This window comes from Dyella psychrodurans (assembly GCF_003363265.1).
Taxonomy (GTDB): Bacteria; Pseudomonadota; Gammaproteobacteria; order Xanthomonadales; family Rhodanobacteraceae; genus Dyella_B; species Dyella_B psychrodurans.
In genome coordinates, this window is record NZ_QRBF01000007.1 from 214,244 (window position 1) to 239,859 (window position 25,616).

At 62.3% G+C, this 25,616-nt stretch carries 27 protein-coding genes; 17 read left to right on the top strand and 10 right to left on the bottom strand.

Annotated elements, in window-relative coordinates; translation table 11 throughout:
* Window positions 1-50 precede the first annotated feature (50 nt).
* A complete protein-coding gene (locus DWU99_RS17575; RefSeq protein WP_147292962.1) occupies window positions 51-308 on the bottom strand; it encodes a YkgJ family cysteine cluster protein in 258 nt (85 codons plus the stop codon).
* Between the two features lie 8 nt (window positions 309-316).
* Window positions 317-1,153 carry a shikimate dehydrogenase gene (aroE, locus tag DWU99_RS17580; protein ID WP_115479379.1) on the bottom strand — a complete coding sequence of 279 codons (837 nt, stop codon included), beginning with the start codon at window positions 1,151-1,153 and terminating at the stop codon, window positions 317-319.
* A 154-nt stretch (window positions 1,154-1,307) separates the two neighbouring features.
* On the opposite strand from aroE, the gene DWU99_RS17585 reads away from it, so the two are divergent.
* The gene (locus DWU99_RS17585; RefSeq protein WP_115479380.1) at window positions 1,308-1,565 is read left to right on the top strand and encodes a hypothetical protein; all 258 of its coding nucleotides are present in this window, start codon (window positions 1,308-1,310) and stop codon (window positions 1,563-1,565) included.
* Window positions 1,566-1,717: 152 nt separating this feature from the next.
* Here the strand turns inward: DWU99_RS17585 and DWU99_RS17590 are convergent, their stop codons facing one another.
* Window positions 1,718-3,202, bottom strand: a complete 1,485-nt coding sequence (locus tag DWU99_RS17590) for a RimK family protein (protein WP_115479381.1) — start codon at window positions 3,200-3,202, stop codon at window positions 1,718-1,720.
* A gap of 290 nt (window positions 3,203-3,492) precedes the next feature.
* On the opposite strand from DWU99_RS17590, the gene DWU99_RS17595 reads away from it, so the two are divergent.
* On the top strand, window positions 3,493-3,969 hold the full coding sequence (locus DWU99_RS17595) for a GNAT family N-acetyltransferase (RefSeq protein ID WP_115479382.1): 477 nt from the start codon (window positions 3,493-3,495) through the stop codon (window positions 3,967-3,969).
* Between the two features lie 53 nt (window positions 3,970-4,022).
* Here the strand turns inward: DWU99_RS17595 and DWU99_RS17600 are convergent, their stop codons facing one another.
* Together DWU99_RS17600 and DWU99_RS17605 are read right to left on the bottom strand one after the other, a co-directional pair.
* Window positions 4,023-4,310: a hypothetical protein gene (locus DWU99_RS17600; protein WP_115479383.1), complete on the bottom strand. Its 288-nt coding sequence runs from the start codon at window positions 4,308-4,310 to the stop codon at window positions 4,023-4,025.
* Between the two features lie 127 nt (window positions 4,311-4,437).
* Complete coding sequence (locus DWU99_RS17605; protein WP_115479384.1) at window positions 4,438-5,127, bottom strand: hypothetical protein; 690 nt, start codon at window positions 5,125-5,127, stop codon at window positions 4,438-4,440.
* Between the two features lie 114 nt (window positions 5,128-5,241).
* Here DWU99_RS17605 and lptM point away from each other — a divergent pair, with 114 nt between their 5' ends.
* The 8 genes from lptM (at window position 5,242) to DWU99_RS17645 (ending at window position 11,117) form a co-directional block, all read left to right on the top strand.
* The gene (lptM, locus tag DWU99_RS17610; RefSeq protein ID WP_115479385.1) at window positions 5,242-5,463 is read left to right on the top strand and encodes an LPS translocon maturation chaperone LptM; all 222 of its coding nucleotides are present in this window, start codon (window positions 5,242-5,244) and stop codon (window positions 5,461-5,463) included.
* Window positions 5,464-5,480: 17 nt separating this feature from the next.
* Complete coding sequence (gene dapF, locus DWU99_RS17615) at window positions 5,481-6,329, top strand: diaminopimelate epimerase (protein WP_115479386.1); 849 nt, start codon at window positions 5,481-5,483, stop codon at window positions 6,327-6,329.
* Window positions 6,330-6,401: 72 nt separating this feature from the next.
* Window positions 6,402-7,085, top strand: a complete 684-nt coding sequence (locus DWU99_RS17620) for a DUF484 family protein (RefSeq protein ID WP_115479387.1) — start codon at window positions 6,402-6,404, stop codon at window positions 7,083-7,085.
* 8 nt (window positions 7,086-7,093) lie between these two features.
* Window positions 7,094-7,984: a tyrosine recombinase XerC gene (gene xerC / locus DWU99_RS17625; RefSeq protein WP_115479388.1), complete on the top strand. Its 891-nt coding sequence runs from the start codon at window positions 7,094-7,096 to the stop codon at window positions 7,982-7,984.
* Window positions 7,984-8,334 (top strand): GlpM family protein, encoded by a 351-nt coding sequence (locus tag DWU99_RS17630; RefSeq protein WP_199535848.1) that lies wholly within the window; start codon window positions 7,984-7,986, stop codon window positions 8,332-8,334. The genes xerC and DWU99_RS17630 overlap by 1 nt, the downstream gene beginning before the upstream one ends.
* 73 nt (window positions 8,335-8,407) lie before the next feature.
* Window positions 8,408-8,941: an ATP-dependent protease subunit HslV gene (gene hslV / locus DWU99_RS17635; protein ID WP_114825171.1), complete on the top strand. Its 534-nt coding sequence runs from the start codon at window positions 8,408-8,410 to the stop codon at window positions 8,939-8,941.
* A gap of 107 nt (window positions 8,942-9,048) precedes the next feature.
* The gene (gene hslU, locus DWU99_RS17640) at window positions 9,049-10,389 is read left to right on the top strand and encodes an ATP-dependent protease ATPase subunit HslU (RefSeq protein ID WP_115479389.1); all 1,341 of its coding nucleotides are present in this window, start codon (window positions 9,049-9,051) and stop codon (window positions 10,387-10,389) included.
* Between the two features lie 113 nt (window positions 10,390-10,502).
* A complete protein-coding gene (locus DWU99_RS17645) occupies window positions 10,503-11,117 on the top strand; it encodes a hypothetical protein (protein ID WP_115479390.1) in 615 nt (204 codons plus the stop codon).
* A 70-nt stretch (window positions 11,118-11,187) separates the two neighbouring features.
* Here DWU99_RS17645 and DWU99_RS17650 read toward each other — a convergent pair whose 3' ends face one another.
* On the bottom strand, window positions 11,188-11,874 hold the full coding sequence (locus tag DWU99_RS17650) for a glutathione binding-like protein (protein WP_115479391.1): 687 nt from the start codon (window positions 11,872-11,874) through the stop codon (window positions 11,188-11,190).
* Between the two features lie 215 nt (window positions 11,875-12,089).
* Between DWU99_RS17650 and DWU99_RS17655 the strand changes: the two genes are divergently transcribed.
* Together DWU99_RS17655 and rbsK are read left to right on the top strand one after the other, a co-directional pair.
* Window positions 12,090-12,581 (top strand): hypothetical protein, encoded by a 492-nt coding sequence (locus DWU99_RS17655; RefSeq protein ID WP_115479392.1) that lies wholly within the window; start codon window positions 12,090-12,092, stop codon window positions 12,579-12,581.
* Window positions 12,582-12,702: 121 nt separating this feature from the next.
* Entirely contained in the window at window positions 12,703-13,599 is an 897-nt protein-coding gene (gene rbsK, locus DWU99_RS17660; RefSeq protein ID WP_115479393.1) for a ribokinase, read from the top strand.
* On the opposite strand, the gene mnmE is transcribed toward rbsK, so the two are convergent.
* The 4 genes from mnmE to rpmH all read right to left on the bottom strand — a co-directional run bounded on the left by mnmE (window position 13,600) and on the right by rpmH (window position 17,283).
* On the bottom strand, window positions 13,600-14,952 hold the full coding sequence (gene mnmE, locus DWU99_RS17665) for a tRNA uridine-5-carboxymethylaminomethyl(34) synthesis GTPase MnmE (RefSeq protein WP_115479394.1): 1,353 nt from the start codon (window positions 14,950-14,952) through the stop codon (window positions 13,600-13,602).
* A gap of 50 nt (window positions 14,953-15,002) precedes the next feature.
* Window positions 15,003-16,694 carry a membrane protein insertase YidC gene (gene yidC / locus DWU99_RS17670; protein WP_115479395.1) on the bottom strand — a complete coding sequence of 564 codons (1,692 nt, stop codon included), beginning with the start codon at window positions 16,692-16,694 and terminating at the stop codon, window positions 15,003-15,005.
* Between the two features lie 61 nt (window positions 16,695-16,755).
* Window positions 16,756-17,136, bottom strand: a complete 381-nt coding sequence (rnpA, locus tag DWU99_RS17675; RefSeq protein WP_115479396.1) for a ribonuclease P protein component — start codon at window positions 17,134-17,136, stop codon at window positions 16,756-16,758.
* A 12-nt stretch (window positions 17,137-17,148) separates the two neighbouring features.
* Entirely contained in the window at window positions 17,149-17,283 is a 135-nt protein-coding gene (rpmH, locus tag DWU99_RS17680) for a 50S ribosomal protein L34 (RefSeq protein ID WP_008438884.1), read from the bottom strand.
* Between the two features lie 180 nt (window positions 17,284-17,463).
* Here rpmH and dnaA point away from each other — a divergent pair, with 180 nt between their 5' ends.
* The 5 genes from dnaA (at window position 17,464) to DWU99_RS17705 (ending at window position 25,425) form a co-directional block, all read left to right on the top strand.
* Window positions 17,464-18,801 (top strand): chromosomal replication initiator protein DnaA, encoded by a 1,338-nt coding sequence (dnaA, locus tag DWU99_RS17685; protein ID WP_115479397.1) that lies wholly within the window; start codon window positions 17,464-17,466, stop codon window positions 18,799-18,801.
* 247 nt (window positions 18,802-19,048) lie between these two features.
* The gene (dnaN, locus tag DWU99_RS17690) at window positions 19,049-20,149 is read left to right on the top strand and encodes a DNA polymerase III subunit beta (protein WP_115479398.1); all 1,101 of its coding nucleotides are present in this window, start codon (window positions 19,049-19,051) and stop codon (window positions 20,147-20,149) included.
* Between the two features lie 87 nt (window positions 20,150-20,236).
* Window positions 20,237-21,316 (top strand): DNA replication/repair protein RecF, encoded by a 1,080-nt coding sequence (recF, locus tag DWU99_RS17695; protein ID WP_115479399.1) that lies wholly within the window; start codon window positions 20,237-20,239, stop codon window positions 21,314-21,316.
* 74 nt (window positions 21,317-21,390) lie between these two features.
* Complete coding sequence (gene gyrB / locus DWU99_RS17700; protein WP_115479400.1) at window positions 21,391-23,805, top strand: DNA topoisomerase (ATP-hydrolyzing) subunit B; 2,415 nt, start codon at window positions 21,391-21,393, stop codon at window positions 23,803-23,805.
* 315 nt (window positions 23,806-24,120) lie between these two features.
* Window positions 24,121-25,425 carry a tetratricopeptide repeat protein gene (locus tag DWU99_RS17705; RefSeq protein ID WP_199535849.1) on the top strand — a complete coding sequence of 435 codons (1,305 nt, stop codon included), beginning with the start codon at window positions 24,121-24,123 and terminating at the stop codon, window positions 25,423-25,425.
* Window positions 25,426-25,616 lie beyond the last annotated feature (191 nt).

Sequence of the window (25,616 nt, forward strand, 5' to 3'; positions counted from 1 at the left end):
TCCAAAATTTAGACATGCCAAATGACAGGCAACTTTGAAAGCACCGATATTCAGGTGGCGCGAGTCGCTTTTTCCAGCTCCGAAAGCCAGCGCAACGCATGCTCGCGGCCGGTTCCGCACATGACAGGCTCGGGCCTCAGACGCACGCATACCTGAGGGCGACGCGGGTCGCCGAAGATGGCGCAACGATGGTCGTCCGTGAGCTGGATGCAGCGCACGCCCGCGGGCTTGCCGTCGGGCATGCCTGGAATGGGCGAGCTGATCGACGGCGCGATGCAACATGCACCGCAGCCGACGCGACACGCCATGCCCATGCTCAAGCGCCTTGCGTGCGCAACGACTTGTAGACCGGTTCCGTATCGGGTCGCTTGCCATGCCATAGCTGAAACGCATCCGCTGCCTGTTCCACCAGCATGCCGAGACCGTCGTAGGCATGCAGCGCACCGGTTGCGCGTGCCCAGGCGAGGAAACCGAACGCGGATGCGCCATAGCCAAGGTCGTAGCAAACGGCGCGCGATCCCACCAGCGAGAGCGGCAAGGTGAGCGCCTGGCCCAGCGTGCCGGCGGAGGTGGCATTGACGATCAGGTCGAAGCTGCCGATGTTGCCGAGATCTTCCCAGTAGCGCGTATGCACGCGCGCCGGTTCGCCGATGGCATCGGCCAAGGCATCGGCGGCTTCAGGCGAACGGTTGACGATGGTGAGCGTTTGCACGCCAGCCTCGAACAGCGACCAGGCCACCGCACGCGCGGCACCACCGGCACCCAGCAAGAGCGTGTCATGGCCACGCAGATCGAGGCGATGCCGGTCGGTGAGATCGCGCACGAGCGCGGCACCATCGGTGTTGTGCGCGGCAAGGCGACCATCGGCCAGACGCGTGAGCACATTGGCCGTGCCTGCGCGCGCGGCCGCTTCCGTGCGCTCATCCGCGAGCGCGAACGCGGACGACTTGTGTGGCAAGGTCACGTTCGCGCCACGCCCTTGTTCTTCGCTGAAGAAATGCCGGACGGCATCGGCGAACACCGAGGGCGCGGCATCGATGGTGCGGTATTCCAGTGCGATGCCGAATTGCTGCGCAAACGCCTGGTGGATGCGCGGCGAAAGGCTGTGCGCGATCGGGTGGCCGAATACGGCGAACTGGCTGGGTCGGGACATGTGGTGCTCCTGCGGAGCCGTCCATTGTACTTGCCATCGGGGACTCGGCTTCCCGACCCTTCCCTGCTTCGCAGGTGGGGAAGTTTCGGCGCAATCGCAGTCCGTGAGATCGGCGACCGGCACGCTCTGTCCACGCCCGACACGGAGCCTTCTCATGCGTCAACCGATCATTGATACCCATCGCCGTGCTCGACTGCTGGCAGCGTCGTTGGCATGGCTGTTTGTCGGCAGTTTGTTGCTGCTGAGCACGCTGGTGCCGGCACATACCGAGTTGTTCGGTTGGGCGCCGATGTTCTGGCTGCTATGCGCACCGCTGGCCGTTGCGCTGACGCTTGAACCCGCGCTGCCGCGACAACTGCTTGCCTTGCGCCGTTCGCGTCGCCGCGCCGCGCAACACCTGATCTGGAATTAAAAGTTCATCCGCCTGGCAGTGGAGCCTGCGTGGCCGGAGTGCTGCGCAAAGGGATGTCTGTCGGCCTGAATGGAGTGGTCGCTGGCCGGCGACAGCGCGAGGGAATGCGCACACGATTCCGGTTCGTGCACGGATGCACGAGCCGGAAAACCCTAGGCGGTGATGCCCAAGCGCTTGCGTTCCATGCGCCGCAGGAACTCCTGCATGATGCGCCGGTAGAGATCCTCGCCGAGATAGGCGTCTTCCACGCCCGCATCGATGGACGGATTGTCGTTCACTTCGATGATGACGGCCTTGTCGCTCACTTGCTTGAGGTCGACACCGTAAAGGCCATCGCCAATTGCACTGGTGGCCTTGAGCGCGAGCTTCACCACTTCGGGCGGCGCGTCGCGAATCGGGATCGTTTCGGAACTGCCGGTTTTCGCCGCGCCTTTCGCGCCATGGTTGTAGATCTGCCAGTGGCCGCGCGACATGTAGTACTTGCAGGCGTACAGCGGTTCGCGATTGAGCACGCCGATGCGCCAATCGAATTCCGTGGCGACGAATTCCTGCACCAGCAGCAGCGCGCTGTGCTGGAACAGTTCGCTGGTGGCTTTTTCCAGCTCGTCTTCGCTTTGCACCTTCACCACGCCGCGCGAAAACGACCCGTCGGGAATTTTCAGCACCAGCGGATAGCCGAGCTTGGCGGCGACGTCTCTCAGGCCTTTGGTGTCGTCGCGATAGAGAATCTCCGTGCGCGGCACGGCGAGCTTGCGCGACACCATCAGGTCGTTGAGGAAGATCTTGTTCGTGCAGCGCAGGATCGAACTGGGATCGTCCATCACCACCATGCCTTCGCGCTCTGCGCGATGCGCAAAGATGTAGGTGTGGTTGTCGCTGGCGGTGGTTTCGCGGATGAAGAGACCGTCGTATTCGGCAAGGCGCTGATAGTCGTTCTTGCCGATCGGGTCGACTTCGATGCCCAGTTCCTTGCCGGCGGTGATGAAGGATTTGAGCGCCTTCTTGTTGGACGGCGGCATCGCTTCGTTCGGATCGACGAGCATGGCAAGGTCGTAGCGATACAGCCGCCTTGCGCGAGGCTTACGCCACAGCTTCTTGGAGAAGCGGTCGAGTTCGGCGGCGAAGGCGTCTTCCTGCGCATCGTCGAGCGTATGCAGGCCCACCGGCTTGATCGACGAAATCTGCCACACGCGCTCGCGCTCGAACTCGATGCGCAGCAGCGGGCAGGGATACATTTCGAACACCTGCCGCGCCAGATCCTGCAGTGCAGGGTAGGCGGTCTCGCCGAAGTAGACGAGGGTGCCGAAGTCGGTGGTGTCGCGTCCGCCCGCCGGCAGGAAGTGGGTGAGCTTGGCGTTGAGGTCGTCGATCGTCAGGCCGTAAAGCGAGCGGCGGCGCAGATCGTTCACCGTGCGCACCGAGGGCATCACGCGATGCCCGCGCGCCTCCGCCAGCAGCGACACGTAGTAGCCCGTGCCCAGGTACTTGTAGCTGCGGCACAGGTTGATCACATGGGTGCGTTCGTCGTCACCGCCCACCGGTTCGCGCAGGTAATCCATCGCGCTGACCACGTCGACGGACGGATAGTAGGAGCCCCAATCGGAAGCTTTCTCGACGACGATGACGAGTCGGGTCATGACACCTCAGGTGGACCGGCGGGAGAGACGTCGTCGCGTAGGGGAACGAGGCGGCGCAGCGCAAGGGCGCAGTGTCATGCACAGACGCTGGGTGCACAAGGGCGGGCACTGAAGCTCGACTAAACGCAGGACGCCCGGATGCTCCCGGAGAGCTTCCGGATGACTCGCAGCGGATGCTTTCCAGCGCGCTCTGCACTACAGTGCCGCCCTTACTCGAAACCCTTGCTTTCTAGAACTTTTGGCAACCCGCGCCAGGCCCGCCGCCAGCGCGTTCTAACGAGAGCCCATTGATGACGCCATCGCCAGCAACCGCCGCCGTGCGGGTGCGCCGAGCCGAACTTTCCGATCTCGATGATCTGGTCGCGCTGGAACAAGCCACCTTCGATCACGATCAGATCAGTCGCGCCCAATATCGCCGTCACCTCGACAGCGATACCGCGCGGGTGCTGGTCGCCAGCGCCAACCATCGCCGCTTCCTGGGGACGGCGCTGGTGTTTTTCCGCAAGGGCAGCCGCGTGGCGCGGCTGTATTCCATCGCCAGCCTGCCCGAAGCGCGCGGCAAAGGCGTGGGCACGGCGCTGATCGAAGCCGTCGAGGCCGCTACTCGCCAGCGCCGCGGCCATGCCGTGCGGCTGGAAGTGCGCACCGACAACCACAGCGCCGTACGCCTCTACGAGCGGCTGGGCTATCAACGCATCGGTCCGGTGCTGAAGGGGTTTTACGAAGACGGTTCGGACGCCTACCGTTTCGAGAAATCACTGGCATGAAAAAGGCCTCCCTTGCGGGAGGCCTTTGAACTTGCTCCACCGTCGTACCGCGATCAGTGATGCTCGTGGTCTTCGTTGGAGACTTCAGCCGCCTTCTTGAGTTCGATATTGGCCTGGTCGAGCAGTTCCTTGGCGCGCTGCGCGTGGCCGCCCAGATCGAATTCATTGGCCTGTTGCGCGGCAACGACGCTCCGGTAGGCCTCATCGACCTGATGCTGCGCACGGGCAAGATTCGGATGGTGCCTGCCGCTGACGTCGCGAACCGGCTGCTGCTGCGCCATCGCGGCGGTGGCAACCAAGGTTAGGCCGGCGAGCAAGGCGGCGGATGCGAAACGTTTCATGCGTGTCTCCCCTTTTCGTCTGCGGATGCAGGTTGATGGTGGGGCGAATCTAGCATCGCGGCATGACACAAAAGAAACGGGAATTCTTGCGATTTATCGACAGTTAGGCGACGTGGCGAGTGCAGGGTCAGCCACCCAGCGGCTGGCCGATGCGCTGCTGCGTGGCATCGTCGGGACGGGCCACCAATGCACCCGTGCGCATCAGGCTCACGCTGTAGTGGCCGCCGTCGACCAATGGCAGGAAAACGCCACTGCCGAACAAGGCGTCCACTTCGGGCACCCAGCCCGGATACTGTTTTCGCAGATCCAGCAGATCGCTCTGCCCGGCCCGGTTGAAGTCGATCACCGTGCGCGGTGCGTTCATCTCCTGCGATGCATCGTCGTAGCGCCCGGAGACGCGATCGAGCCGGTACAGCGGCGGCAAGCCCGCCAGCATGGCGGGCAGCTTCCACTTCAGCACGACGGCTTCGACGCGAAAGTCGTCCCCGGCAAGCATCACGTTGCGGGTCGCGCCGTCCGGCCAGGTCAGGGTGAGCGCCCAGCGCTGCGGCGAAAGAATGCGCGAGTCGATCTGCACCACCGGCTCTTCTTCGCTGAGGAAGCGATAGCCGCGCAGCGACATGGCGATGCCGGCCAGAAACAATCCCAGCACCGTGAAGATCACCAGCAGCAGCGCATGACCGCTGGCAGCAAGGGGGCGGCGCGCCAGCACATGCTGGCGCGCCGCCATCAGCTGGACCAGCGCCACAAACAAAACCACCGCCGCCAGGATGACGAGCAGGGTGGCAGGTAAGCGTAGTAGTTCGTTCCAGTTCATCGGGTACTCCACGTGCCGCACATCCTTTTGCGGTCAGGTGCGCATGATACCCGCGGCGCGGTCAGATCCGGGCCGCTTGGCTATACTGCGGCCGTTCCCCGAGGACTTTGCATCATGCGCCGATCGATTCTTCTCCTGCCGGCTTGCCTCGCCTTCGCTGCGCTGTCCGGCTGCGGCAACAAAGGTCCGCTGTATCTGCCGCCGCCCGAACCCAGGCCCGCGCCTGCTGCCGCGCCGGCACACACGGCCTCGACCGCCGCACCCGCTCATGCAAGTACGGCAGAAGCGCCGGCCAGTTCCAGCAGTGTCACCACCAAGCCGCTCAACGGTGGATGACGGTTTCGGTTGAGGCGATGACACTGCGTTTTTCCAAGATGCACGGCAGCGGCAACGACTTCGTCGTGATCGACAGCCGCGATGGCGCACTGGCGCTGAACCCTTCTCTCGTCCGCGCGATGGCCGACCGCCACACCGGCGTCGGCTTCGATCAGTTGCTGAGCGTGGAGCCGGCGCGCGACGGCGTCAGCGCTTTCTATTACGGCATCTGGAATGCCGACGGGTCGCCATCGGGACAGTGCGGCAACGGCGTGCGCTGCGTGGCAGCATGGCTGCATCGGGCCGGTGCGTTGAATATTGGCGATACTGTGCAGATCCAGAGTCCGTCAGGTCCGGTCGCCGTGCGCCTGGTCGACGCGCATCGCGTGACGGTCGACATGGGCGAACCGATCTTCGATCCGCCACGCATTCCGTTCAATGCGCCGCACGCCGCGGATCGCTACACGATGGATGTAGACGGTCAGGCGCTGGAGATCGGCGCGGTCTCGATGGGCAACCCGCATGCCGTGGTGACGGTGGATGAGATGACTGCGCCGGAGTTGTCGCGACTCGGCCCCGCACTGACCGGACACGCACGCTTCGGCGAAGGTTCCAACGCCGGATTCGTACAAATCGTGACCCCCCGACACGTTCGCCTGCGTGTACATGAGCGCGGCGCCGGCTGGACGCTCGCCTGCGGCACGGGCGCCTGCGCCGCCGTCGCGGTGCTGCGCCAGCGCGGCGAAGTCGACGCGCAGGTCCAGGTCGATCTGCCCGGCGGCAGCCTGCAGATCGACTGGCAAGGGCCCGGCGAGCGCTTGTGGATGACCGGCCCCGCCACATTCGTGTTCGAAGGCGAATGGCTGGATCGACGACGCGGTGATTGATGCGCGGGCGCGTCCATCGCACACTCGGCTCTGGCAATCCATCGCCCACCATTCCGGTTCGAGGTTTCGCGTATGACCAACGCCCTGCTCGATGACACGCTGAAAGCCAGCGATGTGGCCGCCTACCTGCGGCGCCATCCCGACTTTCTCAGCAGCTACCCGGAGCTGGCCGCGGTGCTGACGATGCCGCGCGAGCAAGGCGCGGTAGCCTCGCTGGCGGCTTATCAACTGCAGACGCTGCGCGACAAGAACAGCGACTTGGAGCGCAAGCTCGCGGAGCTGACCGCGGTAGCCGCGGACAACGAACGCCTGATGCAGCGCGTGCACGATCTCAACGTGGCCGTGCTGCGCGCCAATACGCCGGCCGTGGCGGCGCGCACCGTAGTGGCCAAACTGTCGGACGACTTCGGCACCGACCAGGTTCGCCTGGTGCTGTTCGGCGACATGACGCTGCCGCCCGCGGACTGGCTGCTGCACGAACCGGGCGGCCGCGCGGCGATGCCCGAATTTGCCGATTTCCTCGCGCATCACGAACCCATATCGGGACGGCTTTCCGCCGAGCGCCTGTATCGCCTGTTCGGTCAGCACGCACCGGAGATCCGATCCGTCGCCGTGATGCCGCTGGGCGAATACGGTCTGCTGGCGATCGGAAGCCGCGATCCGGATCATTTCCAGCCGGGCATGGGCACGATGTTCCTGAAGATGATTTCCGCCACCGTGACCGCATCCCTGGCACGCCTGAAAGACGGCGCCTGAGCGGCGACGTGGACGTTCAAGGCCAGGTCGACGCATGGCTCACGCGGCTGGCCACGGAACGCAAGGCGTCGGCGCATACCATCGACGGCTATCGCCGTGATCTGTCGAAATTGCTGCGTTTCATGCAAACGCAGCAGGTCGCCTCGTTCGACACGCTGATGCCCAACCGCATGCGCGGTTTCATCGCCGCGGAGCATCGCGGGGGTTTGTCGCCGAAGAGTCTGCAGCGACTGCTTTCGTCGTGCCGCAGCCTGTTCCGGCAACTGACGCGCGAAGGCCTGCTCACGCACGACCCGCTCGCCGGCGTGCGCGGACCGAAAGTGCATCGCAAACTGCCGCAGGTGCTGGACGTCGATGAAGCCACCGCGCTGGTGGAAGGCGAGGGCGACGATGCCTTGGGCGTGCGCGATCGCGCGATGCTGGAGCTCTTTTATTCCTCCGGCTTGCGCCTTTCCGAGCTGACCGGATTGCGCTGGCTGGATCTGGATCTGGATGCCGGCGAAGTGCGCGTGCTGGGCAAGGGACGCAAGACGCGCATCGTGCCGGTGGGACGTCACGCGATCGCGGCGTTGCGCGCGTTGGGCGAAGCGGAAGGCCGCGAAGCGGATTCGCCGGTGTTTCGCGGCCGTCATGGCGCGCCGATCAGTCCGCGCACCGTGCAGGCGCGCATGAAAACGCTCGCGATGCGGCAGGGTTTCGCCAAACACGTGCATCCGCACTTGTTGCGTCACACGTTCGCCAGCCACATGCTGGAATCCTCCGGCGATTTGCGTGCGGTGCAGGAGTTGCTCGGCCACGCCGACATCGCCACCACGCAGATCTACACGCATCTTGATTTCCAGCACCTGGCCAAGGTGTACGACGCCGCGCATCCACGCGCGCGGCGCAAACGAACGTGATGGTTTCCAGCTCCACCGTGAACCTGCTTTTCAAGGCGCTGATCGGTGCGTTGATGGTGTTGCTGATCGGCGTGCTGTCGCGCACGCGCAATTACTACATCGCCGGATTGCTGCCGCTGTTTCCCACATTTGCCTTGATGGCGCACTACATCGTGGGCAGCGAACGCGGCACGGCGGACCTGAAAGCGACGATCCTGTTCGGCATGTGGGCGGTGGTGCCTTATCTGGCTTATCTGGTCAGCCTTTACTGGCTGGTCGACCGCTTGCCGCTGGTGCCTGCCCTGCTCGTTGCCCTGATGGTGTGGTGCGCCGTGGCGGCCGGTGCGGTGCTGCTCTGGCAGCGGCACTGACCCCCTCCCTGCGTCTTGGAATTGTGCGCTGCGGCCCCACGTTTCGGGGCTAGGCTTGTTTTCGGAGAACTCCATGGAATCGTTCCACGCCACCACCATCGTCTCGGTGCGCCGCCATGGCCGCGTCGTGATCGGCGGCGACGGCCAGGTCACGCTGGGCAATACCGTGATGAAGGCCAATGCGCGCAAGATCCGCCGCCTTGGCAAGGGCGACGTGCTGGCGGGATTCGCCGGCGCCACCGCCGACGCCTTCACGCTGTTCGAACTGTTCGAGCAGAAGCTGGACAAGCATGGCGGCAACCTCACCCGCGCCGCTGTCGAGATGGCCAAGGAATGGCGCACCGACCGCCGCCTGGGCCGCCTGGAAGCCATGCTCGCCGTCGCCGACAAAGAAGCCTCGCTGCTGATTTCCGGCAATGGTGACGTGCTCGAGCCCGAACACGGTCTGATCGCGATCGGCTCCGGTGGCCCCTATGCACAATCGGCCGCGCTGGCGCTGATGGAGAACACCGAGCTCGATGCGCGTGCGATTGTCGAGCGTGCATTGAAGATCGCCGGCGACATCTGCATCTACACCAACCACAACACCACGATTGAAGAGCTGTAATCCGCAGCTTGTTCTCGTAACACCGTCAACGATCGGCGTCGCCGCAGCCAAGCGCTTTCGGCCTGCGCCGGTTGGACGGAGCAATCCACTCTTTTTCCGGTGACCTCATGTCCGAACTCACCCCGCGTGAAATCGTCAACGAACTCGACCGCTTCATCATCGGCCAGCACGACGCCAAGCGCGCCGTCGCCATCGCGCTGCGCAACCGCTGGCGCCGCATGCAGCTGGAACCGGCATTGCGCGAGGAAGTGACGCCGAAGAACATCCTGATGATCGGCCCCACCGGCGTGGGCAAGACCGAGATCGCACGACGCCTGGCCACGCTGGCGAACGCGCCCTTCGTGAAGGTGGAAGCCACCAAGTTCACCGAGGTCGGCTATGTCGGCAAGGACGTGGAATCGATCGTGCGCGACCTGGCCGACGTGGCTTACAAGCTCACGCGCGAGCAGGCCATGAAGCGCGTGCGCACGCAGGCCGAAGACCGCGCCGAGGACCGCATCCTCGATGCCCTGCTGCCGCGCCGCCAGTCGCCGAGCGACTGGAGCCACGACCCGGCACCGGCATCCTCGCTCGAAAGCGATACGCGCCAGAAGCTGCGCAAGCAGTTGCGCGAAGGCGCGCTGGACGATCGCGAGATCGAGCTGGACGTCAGCATGAATGTCGGCGTGGAAATCATGTCGCCACCCGGCATGGAAGAGATGGGTCAGCAGCTTCGCCAGATGTTCCAGAACCTTGGCGGCGGCAAGACGCAGAAGCGCAAGCTCGCGATCAAGGCCGCGCGTCCGCTGTTGATCGAGGAAGAAGCCGGACGTCTGCTCAACGATGAGGAATTGCGCGCGCAGGCGATGGAAGCGGCCGAGCAGAACGGCATCGTCTTCATCGACGAGATCGACAAGATCGCGCAGCGCTCCGAATGGGGCGGTGCCGGCGTGAGCCGCGAAGGCGTGCAGCGCGACTTGCTGCCGCTAGTGGAAGGCTCGACGGTGTCGACCAAGTACGGCCCGATCAAGACCGATCACATGCTCTTCATCGCGTCCGGCGCGTTCTCGCTGGCCAAGCCATCGGATCTGATTCCCGAACTGCAGGGTCGCCTGCCGATTCGCGTGGAGCTGTCGGCCCTGTCGGTCGACGACTTCAAGCGCATCCTGCGCGAGCCGCACAACGCACTGACCAAACAGTACGTGGCCCTGCTCGGTACCGAGGGCGTGAGCCTGACGTTCGACGAAACGGGCATCGACCGGCTGGCCGAGGTGGCCTTCCAGGTCAACGAGCGCACCGAGAACATCGGCGCCCGCCGCCTGCATACGGTGATGGAACGGCTTCTGGAGAAGATCTCCTACGAAGCTGCTGACAAATCCGGCGAAAATTACCTTATCAACGCCGAATATGTCGACAAGAACCTCGGCAGCCTGGTCCGGGACGAGGATCTGAGCCGCTATATTCTCTGATGGCTGTCGTTTTCCCGTAACCAACTGACTGTAAAGGATAAATAACCCTATCTGTCAGCACTTTAGCAGCCTGTAAACAAAGGCCCCGTACCCCCTCTGGTAAAATATTGACCATGGGCAAGATCATTGAATTAAAGACCACCGGTCAGCGTGCGCAGCTCCGCGAAGCGCAACAGAAACAGCAACTGGTGCGGTTGTGGCGCGGCGAACTGGAACACGGCAGCTTCTGCGGTTATGTCGGCAGTGTGGGACGGGAGTTCTTCCTGCTCTGGGTCGTGGGCGATGGCATCACCTACGACGGCATGTACGTCATGCGGCACCGCGACGTCACCGAACTGGAAGCGCCGGACAAGCATCATTCGTTCATGGAAAAGGCGCTGACGTTGAAAAACCTCGCGCCACGCCCGTCGCTTGCGTTCCCGCTCGACAACATCCGCGACGTCGTTCAAGCCGCCAGTGCGATGGCGCCGGTGATCGGCGTGCACGTGGACAGCGAGGAAGAGTCGGAGGTCTGTTACATCGGCCGCCTGGTCAGCGTCGAGGAAGACGGCTTCAACATGCAGGAGATCACGCCGGATGCGGAGTGGCTGCGTGAAGCGTCGTTCTTCGCGTGGGACGAGGTATCGACCGTGACGATCGAAGACGGCTACGCCACCTCGCTGCTCGCCGTGGCGGGCGCGCCGCCGCCGTTGCTACAAGGCGACTCGGGCGTCGGCCGCGCGCATTGAGAAAACACACCGCATGAAAAAGCCCGCCAAATGGCGGGCTTTTCTTTTCTCGCCCAGAGCCGAAAACGTCTCAACGCCCGAACAAATTGCGGCGCGCTTCCTCGTCGCTGCTTGCATCGAGCTTGCCTTCGATCGTGTCGGCGATCGCATAGGCGCGCTGCGTGGCCGCACGTTCGCGAATGCGTTCGAACCAGCGCTTGAAGTTCGGGAAATCGGCGGGATTCATGCCCTGATTTTCATGTGACACGGTCCACGGATAGGCGGCCATGTCGGCGATGGTGTAGTCGTTGCCGGCGATGAAATCGCGCCCTTCCAGGCGCTTGTCGAGCACGCCGTAGAGGCGGTGCGTCTCGCGCACGTAGCGATCGATCGCATATGGAATTTTCTCCGGCGCATAGCGATTGAAATGGTTGTTCTGGCCGAGCATCGGCCCGAGTCCGCCGACTTGCCAGAACAACCATTCCATCACCGTCGTGCGACCGCGCAGGTCGGCCGGCAGGAATCGACCGGTTTTTTCCGCCAGGTACTGCAAAATCGCACCCGACTCGAACACGCTGATCGGTTCGCCGCCATCGGCCGGCGCTTTGTCGACGATGGCCGGCATGCGGTTGTTGGGCGAGATCTTCAGGAATGCGGGTTCGAATTGTTCGCCCTTGCCGATATTCACCGGTTTGATGGTGTAGGGCAGGCCGGCTTCTTCCAGGAACAAGGTGATCTTGTGACCGTTCGGCGTAGGCCAGTAATGCAGGTCGATCATGGGGAGCCTCCAAAACACAAACCTACAGCGTCGGGGCCGTTACAGGTGCTTTCAAGGTTTGCGGTGGTCTGTCGTATTCGTACGGTTTTTGCGTTCCTTTGACGTTTGCCGCCGTGGCGTGAACAGCTCCAGGTAAACGACTCGTCGCTTTCATCGTTGAAGACAGGCAGTCGTCGACAGAAGCCTTTCACCATGTCTGTGCCAAGGAGAACCCCATGAAGAAGTTCGCGTTGCGTTTTGCCCTGCTCGCCCTTTCGCTGAGCGCCGCCGGCTTTGCGTCGTCCGCGTTTGCGCAGGACAGCACCCCCGCTGACACCGGCAGCGCGTCGCCCGCGATGACGAGGCACGCCGCGCCCGACCCGCAAAAGCAGGCCGCCCGGCTCACCAAGCGTCTGGGTTTGAGCGACGATCAATCGTCCAAGATCGCCACCATTCTCCAGAATCGTCAACAGCAACTCGCCACGGTTCGCGGCGACAGCTCGCTTTCGCCGCAGGACCGCCGCACGAAAATGCGTTCGATCCAGCAAGACACCGATTCGCAGATCAACACCGTGCTCACGCCCGCCCAGCAGACGCAGTACGCGAACATGAAGCAGCAGATGCGGGAACGCATGCAGAACGCGCGCAACGGAAATTCGTCCGGCCACGGCGATGACAGCCACTCCACGGGGGCGAACAACGGCGGTTCCAGCGGCAACGGCAACTGATGACACATTCGCGGCGTACCGGCGGGCAGCCGGTACGTGGCATCGAACGAGCTACCACGTCCGCGCTTTCGCCTTTACGCTCTCAGGGGTAAAGCCTCGCCTCACACTTCAAGAGCGTCCCATGACTCGTCTCGTCGTCGTCGGCAGCATCAACATGGATCTGGTCACGGTGGCGCCGCGTTTCCCGGCGCCCGGTGAAACCCTGCTCGGCGAGCGCTTTGTTTCCGTACACGGCGGCAAAGGCGGCAACCAGGCGGTAGCCGCGGCGCGCCTGGGTGCCGAAGTGCACATGGTCGGCGCGGTGGGCGACGATGCCTTTGGGCAACCCCTATGCGATGCACTGGTAGCGGAAGGCGTCGATGTCAAACACGTCGCGCGAATCGAAAACTTCAGTAGTGGTACCGCGTCGATCACCGTCTCCGGTGGCGAAAACCAGATCGTCGTGGTGCCGGGTGCCAACGCACGAATCACTCCCGCACAAGTAAGCGATGCGCGGCGTGTGATGGCTTGCGCCGATGCCGTGCTGGTGCAAATGGAAATTCCGATTGAGACCGTGGAGGCAACGCTGCGCCTTGGGCACGAGCTGCATGTACCCGTGATCCTCAATCCGGCACCCGCGCAACGTCTGCCGACCGATTGGTTGCAACTCACCCGTTACATCACACCCAACCAGCACGAACTTGCCATCTTGCTTGGCGCAGAGGCCAGCGAGGATTTTCGAAGCCTGATGCGCCGCTCACCGTGTCCGGTCGTGCTCACGCGCGGTGCCGAAGGCGCCTGGTTCCGCGAAGGAGGCGAACCGCAGCATCAAGAAGGCTTTCATGTCGAAGCGGTGGACAGCACCGGTGCGGGCGATACCTTCAACGCTGCGCTTGCCGTCTTTCTGCATGAAGGCTTGCCGATTGCGGTGCGCAAGGCGTGCGCGGCCGCGGCACTTTCCGTCACGCGCCTGGGTGCGCGCGGCGGGATGCCGCATCCGGCGGAAGTGGATGCACTGCTGGCGAGACAACGCGGCTGATTACTTGCCGATGCAAAAAGAGCTGAAGATGGCGCCTAGCAAGTCATCGCTGCTGTAGGTGCCGGTGATTTCCCCAAGTGCATGCTGCGCATGCCGGAGTTCTTCGGCGGCGAGTTCGCCCGACCGCGTTTCGCTCAGAACGTGGGCCGTTCTTGCAAGGTGATCGTTGACTAGTTCGAGTGCAAGCACATGGCGACGACGCGCACTGAATGCGCCTTCGCCGCTACCGGCACCAGCAAGTCGCTTGAGATGTTCGCGCAACGTCTCCAGACCGATGCCTGACTTGACGGAGAGCCATAGCCATTGCGTGTCCGCACGCCATTCGCCGCGCGCTTGATCGCCACCGATGTCGATCTTGTTGACCACAACAATACGTTCGACTGCAGAAGGGAGATCCTTCAGCCATGCAAGGTCGACGTCGGCATGTTGAGTATCGGTCACGAGCAAAACCACGTCGGCACGCTCGCGTTCGCCATGTGCACGGCGAACGCCTTCGCGTTCGACCGGATCGTGCGTGTCGCGCAGGCCTGCTGTATCGGCAAGTTCCAGTGTGATGCCGTCGAGGTTGATGCTCTCGCGTAGCACGTCGCGCGTGGTGCCTGCGATATCGGTGACGATCGCGCGTTCGCTGCCTGCCAGTGCATTAAGCAAGCTGGATTTACCTGCATTGGGACGTCCGACGATCGCGACGCGCAAACCATCGTTGAGTCGTACGCCGCGTTGAACTTCGCGTAACAGGTCGGAGAGCTGTCCGCGTAGCGCTTCGAGCTTGTGCGTGATGGCCGGGTCGGCGAGGAAGTCGATTTCCTCTTCGGGAAAATCGATGGCCGCTTCGATATGCACGCGCAATACGATCAAGGCCTGCAGCAACGCATCGACCTTGCGCGAGAACACGCCTTCCATCGACTGCAGCGCGGCGCGTGCACCGGCTTGCGATCGCGCCGCGATCAGGTCGGCGACGGCTTCGGCTTGTGCAAGATCAAGTTTGCCGTTGAGAAATGCGCGCTCCGTAAATTCGCCGGGCCGCGCGAGTCGTGCGCCGAGTTCGCAGACGCGACGAAGTAGCGCATCCAGCAGGACCAGGCTGCCGTGGCCCTGGAGTTCGAGTACATGCTCGCCGGTGTAGGAAGCAGGTGCCGGGAAGTACAACAGCAGGCCACGATCGATGAGTCGATCGTCGGCCGTACGGAACGCGGCGAGGTGCGCATGGCGCGGCGTCGGTATCCGGCCCAGCAATGTTTGCGCGATGGCAGGTACGCGTGGCCCGGATACGCGTAGTACACCCACGCCAGCCGCACCGGGTGCGCTGGCGACGGCGGCGATGGTGTCTTGGTGTGGCGCGTGAGCGGTCATGGCGTCTCAGCATAACCGCGGCGGGCGGCACATGGCCGCCCGCGCGTGTATCAGGCGGCTGCGTTGGCGGGCGCCGCGTCGTGGCGACGCATCATCCACCACTGTTGCAGCAGGCGGCAGAGGCCGTTGACCACGTAGTAGAGCACCAGACCCGACGGGAAGAACAGGAAGATCACCGCGAACATCAGCGGCATGAACTTCATCATCTTCGCCTGGGCCGGATCCATGCCGGCGGTCTGCGGCATCATCCACTGCTGCACCAGCATCACGATGGTGTAGAGCACGGGCAACACGAAATACGGATCGGCCGCGGAGAGATCGTGGATCCAGCCGAAGAACGGTGCCTGGCGCAGCTCCACGCTGTCGCGCAGCACGTAATACAGGCCGTAGAAGATCGGAATGGTGATCAGCAGCGGCAGACAGCCGGCCGCCGGATTCACTTTTTCCTTCTTGTACAGCTCCATCATCGCCTGCTGCATTTTCTGGCGATCGTCGCCGTAGCGTTCCTTCAGCGCATCCATGCGCGGCTTCAGCTTGCGCATCTTGGCCGCGGATTCGAACTGCGCGTTGGTGAACTTGAAGGTGACGAGGTTGATCAGCAACACCAGCAGGATGATCGACACGCCCCAGTTGTTGGTGAGCTTATCCAGCTGCGCGAGCACCCAGTGCAAGGGTTCCGCGAAAATCTTGAGCATGCCGTAGTCGATGGTGAGCTCGAGGCCCGGTGCCACGGTCTGCATCAAAGCCGGCAGCTTCGGTCCGACGTAGAGCTGCGCGCTGCTGCTGGCCTGTTGGCCCGGCGCCACGCTGATCTGCGGACCGACTGCGCGAATCACGTAGTGCGGTGCGCTGCCAGTATCGTTCACCAGGGTGGTGGAGAAGCTATCGGCTTCTTTCGCCGGCGGAATCCACGCGCCGAGGAAGTACTGCTGCATCATCGCCACCCAGCCACCGGTGGCTTGCAGGTTCTGCAGCGGTTCCTTTTCGAATTTGTCGAAAGCGATCTTGTTGAATTTCTGCTCGGGGCTGTACCACGCCGCACCGAAGAAGCCGTAGCGCGACTGATCGGACATGCGCTGCAGGAAGTTGCTGTACACCGGCGCGGGGCGATCGACGCGCTGCAGCTGGCGATAGGCTCTGCCGTCCCAGGTTTTGCCGCTGCCGTTATCGATCTGCTGGTCGAGATCGATGGTGTAGCTGCCGCGATGCAGGGTGTAGCGCTTGATGACCTTGATGCCCGACGCATCCGTCCAGGTCAGATCCACGCTGAGGGCGTCTTGTCCGGCGGCGAGCTCATAGTTGGTTTGCGCGATCTGGAAGACGGCGTGGTGATCGGGCGCAGCGCCGTTGGCGCTCACCAAGCCGCTTTGCGCGGTGAAGTAATCGGTCGTGCCATCGTCGAGCAGACGGATCGGCGCCGGATTCGGATCCTTCTTGGTGCGCGGCGTGACCGGATAGTTCAGGAGTTCCGAGCGCACGATGCTGCCGCCGCGCGTATCGATCGTAAGGCGCAGCACGTCGGTGGTCACCGTCACCAGCTGTGCCGAAGCGGCGGCATTTTCCGCTCCGGTGTTGGCGATGGTCGGTTCGGTGCCGGGCACGGAGCCGGTGGTGCTCGTGGCGCTCGAGGCCGTCGCCGGGGCAGGCGTCGGATGCGGGCCGTAATCTTGTTCCCAGGCCTGCCAGAGCAGAAAAGCCACCGCCAGCAGGGCGAAGGTAAGGAAGGTGCGCGTTTGATTCATCGCGTAGCGATCCGGTGTTGGGCACCGCGACGGCGGGCCTCGGAAGTGGAAAAGAGGAAGGTCAGCACGCGATTGTGGAGGTGTCGTCGCCGCGCTTCAACGGCGAAAGCTTGCGCCAGAGCTTGTCGAGCTCGGCAAGGAGCTCCGGACCGGGCACGCCGGCGGCCTGCTCGCGGGCGACCACCATCAGATCGAGGGGGGGAAGTTGGCTGCGGATACGGCGAAAGGATTCGCGCAGCAGCCGTTTGATGCGATTGCGCTCGACGGCGCGCTTGGACACACGCTTGGATACGGCCGTCCCGAGCCGGGCGTGGCCGAGCTCGTTCTGGCGGTAGCGCACAGAAAAACAGCGGCCGCCGAGGCGGCCGCTGGCTTGACGCAAGACGGCGAAGTCACCGGCTCGGCGAATCCGCGCCTCGCGCGGCAGGCCGGCGGGACCCATGGGCGCAGGCGCTTAGGGGATCAGGCGCTTGCGGCCCTTGGCACGGCGGGCGCTGAGAACCTTGCGACCGTCGGCCGTGGCCATGCGGGCACGAAAGCCGTGGGTGCGGGCGCGCTTGAGCTTGCTGGGCTGGAAGGTCCGCTTCATGGCTTCCTCCTGTGAATGGGTGAAAAAGGTTGGAAATTATGCAGAACGGGCCCGGCTCATGTCAAATAGAGCCTTGACAGCCACTTGTGGATATCCATGTGGATAGTTGTCGTGCGCGTGCTGCTAGACTCCCAGGTCCACCCCGCGCGAAAGCGCCCCTGCCGTGTTTGAAAAGTATCCATGAGTGATTTGTGGCGGCGCTGTCTGGAGCGTCTGGAAGGTGAGTTGAGCGCCGAGGACCTGCATACATGGCTGATGCCACTGCAGGCACGCGACGACGCGGACGGCTTACAGCTTTACGCACCCAATCCCTACACGTTGGATGCCGTTCGCGAACGTTACCTCGTTCGCATCGAGGCGGTGCTGACCTTGCTCACCGGCCACAGCATGCCCGTGCGTCTGGAGGTCGGGTCCAGTGCAGTTGCCACCAACGGGCATCGCCCTGCTGCGGCGCCTGGCCGCGCTGCGGTAACGCCGGAAGCCACGGCAGCGTCATTCACGCACAACCTGGATCCGCATTACACCTTCGAGACCTTCGTCGAAGGCAAATCGAACCAGCTCGGCAAAGCTGCGGCGATGCAGGTCGCGCAGAACCCGGGACGCGCCTACAACCCGCTGCTGCTTTATGGCGGCACGGGACTCGGCAAGACGCACTTGATGCACGCGGCCGGCAACCTGATGCGCCAGGACAATCCCAACTGCAAGGTGCTGTATCTGCGCTCGGAGCAATTCGTCGGCTCGATGATCGAAGCGCTGCGCACCAAGAGCATGGACGAGTTCAAGCGGCGCTTCCGTTCGGTCGATGCGCTGCTGATCGACGATATCCAGTTTTTCGCGGGAAAAGACACTACTCAGGAAGAGTTCTTCCACACCTTCAACGCGCTGTTCGAATCCAAGCAGCAGATCATCCTGACCTGCGATCGTTATCCGAAGGAAGTGGACAAGCTCGAGCCGCGCTTGAAGTCGCGCCTGGGTTGGGGTTTGTCGGTGGCGATCGAACCGCCGGATTTCGAAACGCGCGCGGCGATCCTGTTGGCCAAGGCGCACGAAAAGGGCGTGTCGGTGAGCGAGAACGTGGCGATGCTGCTGGCCAAGCGCATTCGTTCCAACGTGCGCGATCTGGAAGGCGCTCTCAACACGCTTGCAGCGCGCGCGAATTTCTACGGCAGGCCCATCACCACCGATTTTGCGGAAGAGACGCTGCGCGATCTGCTTGCCACGCATGCGCAAGCCGTAACGGTGCCGAACATTCAGAAGATCGTCGCCGAATATTTCGGCGTGCGTTTGCAGGATCTGCTCTCCAAGCGCCGGGTGCGTTCGCTCGCGCGGCCACGCCAGATTGCCATGGCACTCTCCAAGGAGTTGACCGAACACAGCCTGCCTGAAATCGGCGAGGCCTTCGGTGGCCGCGACCACACGACGGTGCTGCATGCCTGCCGAACGATCCGCAAGTTGTGCGAAACCGACACGCGCATGCGTCAGGACTGGGAGCAGTTGATTCGTACTTTGACGGGTTGATCGCGCTTCGTTGAATAAGCGCTTGAAAACCGGCGGGGTATCCTGTGGATAATATGAAGATGCTTTGATGCACCAAAGTTATCCACCGGCGATGCACAAGCTGATGGTGGTTCCAGGCACAAGGGGGATTTAACGTAACCCCTTGTTTAACAAGAATAATTCTGGTTTTTAGAGTTATCCACCGGGCCTACTGCAACCACTATTCTTCTTTTTAAAAACAGAACTGCAGGAAAGGGAAAGCACACACATGCAATTCAGCATCCAACGAGAAGCTCTGCTTAAGCCCCTGCAGCAGGTCGTCGGAGTTGTGGAACGTCGCCAGACGCTGCCCGTACTCGCGAATCTCCTGGTGAAGGTAAGCGACGGAAAACTGTCGTTCACCGGCACGGATCTGGAAGTGGAAATGGTTGCCGCTACCGACGCAGACAAACTCGTCGATGGTGAAACGACCATTCCAGCGCGAAAACTGTTCGACATCGTTCGGGCGTTGCCGGATGGCGCAAAGATCGAATTGAAACTCAACGGCGACCGCGTCGCCTTGAACGCCGGTCGTAGCCGCTTCACCTTGGCGACGCTACCGGCGACTGAGTTTCCGACCATCGAAGAGATCGAACTCGTTGAACGCGTGAGTCTCCCGGAAGAAGTTCTGAGGGACCTGATGGATCGCACGGCTTTCGCCATGGCGAACCAGGACGTCCGTTACTACCTCAACGGCATGCTGCTGGATCTGCAGGAACACGCGCTGCGTTGCGTTGCGACCGACGGACACCGACTTGCGCTGAAAGAGACGCGCTTGGAAAGCAAGGTGACTGCGCGCCGCCAGATCATCATTCCGCGCAAAGGTGTCAACGAACTCGTCGGTTTGCTCGAGTCAGGCGAAGGGTCGGTTGAGCTGGAGTTCGGACGGAACCACTTGCGTGTACGTCGCGGCGAAGTCGTTTTCACGTCCAAGCTGATTGACGGGCGTTTCCCGGATTACGAAGCGGTGATTCCGCTTGGCGCGGATAAGCGGGCTACGCTCGATCGCGAAGTGTTGCGCGGTGCGCTTCAGCGCGCTGCCATTCTCTCCAACGAAAAGTATCGCGGCGTAAAGCTGGAATTTTCGCCTGGAAAGCTTCGCATCGTGGCGCATAACCCCGAGCAGGAAGAAGCCGTGGAAGAAGTGGAAGCCGATACCGGTGTTTCCGATCTGACCGTCGGTTTCAACGTCGGCTATTTGCTGGATGCGCTCGCCGCTCTGCGCGGCGATAAAGCGCGATTGAGTTTGCGCGATGCGCAGTCGAGCTGTCTGGTGCAGGAAGACGACAACGAGCAGTCTCGTCACGTCATCATGCCGCTGCGGCTCTGACCGGTTGAATGCCATTCGACGTTTTCCTGGATTTCTCGCGACGCCGGAGCCTTCAAGCTCCGGCGTCGTCGTTTGGGAGTTTCGGTTGTGAGGCTTGAACGCTTGCAGCTTCGCGCTCTGCGTTGCATTAGCGATGCTGGGTTGGAATTCGCTCCGGGCTTCAACGTATTGGTTGGGGCCAATGGTGCTGGGAAGACGTCGGTTCTCGAGGCCGCCTTTCTCCTGTCTCACGGACGCTCCTTTCGAAGCGGAGCGCGGGAGGCGTTGCTTCAACGAGGCAGTGCAGGGTTGAGCATTTTTTCAACCGTGCGCCATGCGGATGGTCGGCTCGTGCGCCTTGGCTTGGGACGTGAGGGCTCCCGCTGGGAGGCCCGCGTGGAAGGGCAGGACGTGCTTATCGGCCAATTGGTTCGCGAGTGCGCGATCGTTTGTTTCGAGCCCGGATCACACGCTTTGATCGCAGGATCCGCCGAAGAACGCCGCCGGTTCCTGGATTGGGGCGTGTTCCACGTGGAACAGGAGTTCTTGCCGACGTGGCGCCGCTACCAGCGGGCTCTTAAGCAGAGAAACAGCCTGCTTCGATCCAATCAAGCTCCTGACGACGACATCTATAGCCCATGGGAGCTGGAACTCGCTCGCACTGGGACACTCATCGACCAATGGCGCCGTGTTTATCTCGCGGCCTTAACCGGGTACCTGCGCGAACAGGCGTCCGCCTTACTGCCTGAGCTGGGCGCCGCCGAGCTGCGGTACAGGCCCGGCTGGCCCGAAGGTGACGATCTTGTCCAGGTCCTGGCTAATCAGCGGCGACGGGATCTGGCCAAAGGACACACCTCGGCCGGTCCGCATCGGGCCGATTGGTCCCTTTCGTTCGAGCTAGCCCCTCAACGCGAACATCTGTCGCGGGGACAAGAAAAGCTGGTGGCGCTGGTGTGCCTGCTGGCCCAGGCGCGGCTGGATGCCGAACGTCGAGGAGAATGGCCGGTGGTCTGCCTGGACGATTTGGCGTCCGAGCTGGATCTCTCGCACCAGGTAGCTGTGATCGAGCGCCTTGAGGCCGCTCCGGCGCAGGTCCTGATCACTGGAACCGAGATTCCGGTACCTCTGCGTCAGGCTCAGACCAAAGTGTTCCACGTGGAACAGGGGCGATTGACGCCCCTGCTATAATTGCAAGATTGCATCCGTCCCGGCCCCTCTGGCGCCATCCGGGCGGATTAGTGGCGTCGGGAAACGGTTATTGCATGAACGCATCTTACGATTCGAACAGCATCAAAGTCCTCAAAGGTTTGGAAGCGGTGCGCAAGCGCCCCGGTATGTACATCGGCGATACCGACGATGGCACCGGTCTCCACCACATGGTGTTCGAAGTCGTTGATAACTCCATCGACGAAGCGTTGGCTGGCTATTGCGACCATGTCCTCGTGACCATCCACGAGGATGGCTCGGTGAGCGTCGTCGACAACGGCCGCGGCATTCCGGTCGACATGCATCCGGAAGAGGGCCGTTCCACCGCCGAGGTGGTGATGACGGTGCTGCACGCCGGCGGCAAGTTCGATGCGAATTCCTACAAGGTTTCCGGCGGTCTGCATGGCGTCGGCGTTTCTGTCGTGAACGCCCTCAGCGAACACCTCTGGTTGACCATTCGCCGTGATGGGCACGAGTACCACCAGGAATACGCGCACGGTGAACCGCTGTACCCGGTGAAAATGGTAGGCCCGTCCGACAAGCGCGGTACCACGGTGCGCTTCGTCCCCAGCCCGCAAACCTTCACCCACATCGAATTCCATTACGACATCCTGGCCAAGCGCCTGCGCGAGCTGGCCTTCCTCAACTCCGGCGTCACCATCGATCTGCGCGACGAGCGTGGGGAAGGGCGCCACGATACGTTTGCCTACGAAGGCGGTATCCGTTCCTTCGTGCAACATCTGGCGCAGCTGAAGACGGCGCTGCATCCGAACGTGATCAGCCTCAGCGCGCAGCAGGACGGCATCACCGTCGAACTGGCGATGCAGTGGACCGACTCCTATCAGGAGACGATGTTCTGCTTCACCAACAACATTCCGCAGCGCGACGGCGGCACGCATCTCACGGGTTTCCGTGCGGCACTGACGCGCGCGCTTCAGGCCTACATCGAGAAGGAAGGCCTGGCCAAGAACGCCAAGGTCACGCTTTCGGGCGATGACATGCGCGAAGGGTTGATCGCGGTGCTATCGGTGAAGGTGCCGGATCCGAAGTTCTCCTCGCAGACCAAGGACAAGCTCGTTTCGTCCGAGGTCAAGACGGTGGTGGAACAGGTGGTCTACGAAAAGCTCGGTGAGTTCCTGCTCGAGCATCCGAACGAAGCCAAGGCCATCGCCGTCAAGGTCGTGGACGCCGCGCGCGCGCGCGAAGCCGCCCGCAAAGCGCGCGAGATGACTCGCCGCAAGGGCGCGCTCGACATCGCCGGCCTGCCGGGCAAACTGGCCGATTGCCAGGAAAAAGACCCCTCGCTGTGCGAACTGTTCCTGGTCGAGGGCGACTCCGCAGGCGGTTCCGCCAAACAGGGTCGCAACCGCAAGACGCAGGCCGTGCTCCCGCTGAAGGGCAAGATCCTCAACGTCGAGAAAGCACGCTTCGACAAGATGCTTTCCTCCGCCGAAGTGGGCACGCTGATCACGGCACTGGGCACCGGTATCGGCAAAGAGGATTACAACCCCGACAAGCTGCGCTACCACCGCATCATCATCATGACCGACGCGGACGTTGACGGTTCGCACATCCGCACCCTGCTGCTCACCTTCTTCTACCGCCAGATGCCGGAGTTGATCGAGCGCGGTCACGTCTACATTGGTCTGCCGCCGCTCTACAAGCTGAAGCAGGGCAAGCAGGAGCAGTATCTGAAGGACGATGCTGCGCTGAATGCCTATCTGATTTCCAACGCGGTCGACAACGCCGAACTGACCTACACGCCGTCAGCGCCACCGATCAGCGGCGAAGCCCTGGAAAAACTCCTGCGCGATTACCAGGGTGCACTGGACCAGATCGAGCGCCTGGGCCATCGCTTCGATGCCAACGTGCTTACGGCGATGCTCGAACGCGCACCGATCGAGGCCCGTCATTGGCAAGATCCCGCAGCCATGCAGACCTGGCTCGATGGCGTGGCGCAGAATCTGGCCACCAGCGGCCTGGGCAAGCCGCGCTATCGCCTGGCCCTTCGCCCGGCGCACGGCGAGCATCCCGCGGCGATCGAAGTCGTACGCGACCAGCACGGCCTGAGCCATACCTGGCTGCTGCCTCAGCCGTTTTTCAGCGGCTCCGAATTCAGGCCGATTCTCAATGTGAGCCAGCAGCTCGCGGGTTTGATCCAGGCAGACGCCGTCATTCGCCGGGGCTCCGGCTCGCGCGGCGTACTGCGTTTCTCCGAAGTGCGCAGCTGGTTGCTCGACGAAGCCAAGAAGGGCCGCACCATTCAGCGCTTCAAGGGTCTCGGAGAAATGAATCCGGAGCAGCTGTGGGAAACCACCGTGAATCCGGAGACGCGGCGCATGCTCCAGGTGGGCGTCGAGGATGCAATCGCCGCCGACCAGATGTTCTCCATGCTGATGGGCGAGGCGGTCGAACCGCGTCGCGACTTCATCGAGGCGAACGCACTGAAAGTCGCCAATCTCGACATCTGAAATCATCGTACGGCGTGGAAACTATCCACGCCGTATTTTTTAAACTGCGCAACTCGTGCATTAATGCGTTAATACAGACAGACGCACGCAATGGTCGTGCTCTTCACGCACCTAAGACGCGACTTATGGCTGTTACATCTCGCCTTGGTTGCAAAAAATGCGGCCGCGTATGGCGTGATTGCCATAAACCATTGATTTGAATATGTGTTTTATGCCGCATTGCGACTTGTTATCGAGCGTCACATCGGGTTACTCTCAGTGATCCCCCGCACAGCATGTGCGTGAAACCCGACTCCTTCCATTTTGAGGAACGCCATGAAACACGCTTCCCTGAAGATGCTGGCCGGCGCAGCGTTTGCGCTTATGTTGGCAAGCACTCCGGCGCTAGCGAGCGACAACTCGTCATCGAGCGATCAGAAAGCGGCACCGCAACCGCAATATCCCAATGCGACCCGCAAGGAACCCAAGCTCGATCTGAAAGACTCCAAAGAGCAGAAAGCGCTCAATGACGGTCTCGACGCGGCCCAGGCGAATGACAAGGACAAGGCGACGCAGCTGTTGCAGCCGCTGATCGACAACAGCAAGAGCAAGTACGTGCAGGCGATGGCAATGCAAGGCCTCGCGCGCGTGCATGCGCTCAACAACGATCTTCCGGGTGGTATCGATCTCCTGAAGCGCTCGCTCGACAACGGCCTGCTGCCGAACGACGCGTACTTCCAACTCGAGCTCGAGCTAGCCAACTTCTATCTGCTCAACCAGCAGTATCAGCAGTCCATCGACACGATCGAGAAGTGGCGCGCCGAAGGCAAGAAGGAAACGCCCGAGTCGTATGCGACGGAAGGTGAAGCCTACTACCGCATGCAGAAGTATCCCGAGTCGATCGCTGCGATCAAAAAGGCGCAGTCGATGACCGACAAGCCCGACCCGCGCTGGACGCAGCTGTTGATCCTCGACTACAACGAATCCGGACAGAAGGATCAGGCGCAGGCGCTCGCCAAGCAGCAGGTCTCGGCAGCACCGACCGATGCAACCAGCTTCCATAACGCGCTTAGCCTCGACATCCAGATGCAGAAGTATTCGGATGCGATCGCGCTGATGGAGCAGGGCAAGGCGAACGGTATGGTCACCACTGAAAACGACTATACGACGATGGCCAAGCTCTATTTGAACAGGGCGCAGGATGCGTCCACGTCCGATCCAGGTCCGGATGCGACCAAGGCGACTCAAGTTCTGCAGGAAGGCATGAGCAAGGGCGTGGTCAAGCCGACGGCTGAAAATTACACCTTGCTCGGCGATGCCAACATGATCGGCGGTAACAACAGCGACGCGGCTGCCGCGTATCAGAAAGCCATTCCGCTGAGCTCGAACGGTGAACCCGCCTATAAGGCCGGCGTGGCGCTTCTGACGGACAACCAGTTCAGCGCCGCCAAGTCGATGTTGCAACAGGCGATCAACAAAGGCGTGAAGCACAAGGGCAAAGCCTATGTGGCTCTTGCGCAGGCGAACGCAGGCCTGAAGGACAAGGCCGGTGCTGCTACCGCCATGTTGGACGCAGAGAAAGATCCGGAAACAGCCGCCCAGGCCAAGGCCTGGTTGAAACAAGCCGGTGTAGGTAACTGATGGAAGAACACGTGGCGTTTGTCTCTTCGCGGCCTTCTAGGCGGCCATAATTCCGCCCCGGAAACGCTATACAAACGCCATGTGCTGTTGTACCGTTGGACTTTTCCCGCATTGTCCAGTGGCAAATGTCACCCTTCTGGGAACGGCTTTGCCGCTGTGTGCTGCGACCACGACATTCCGAATTGACTAGC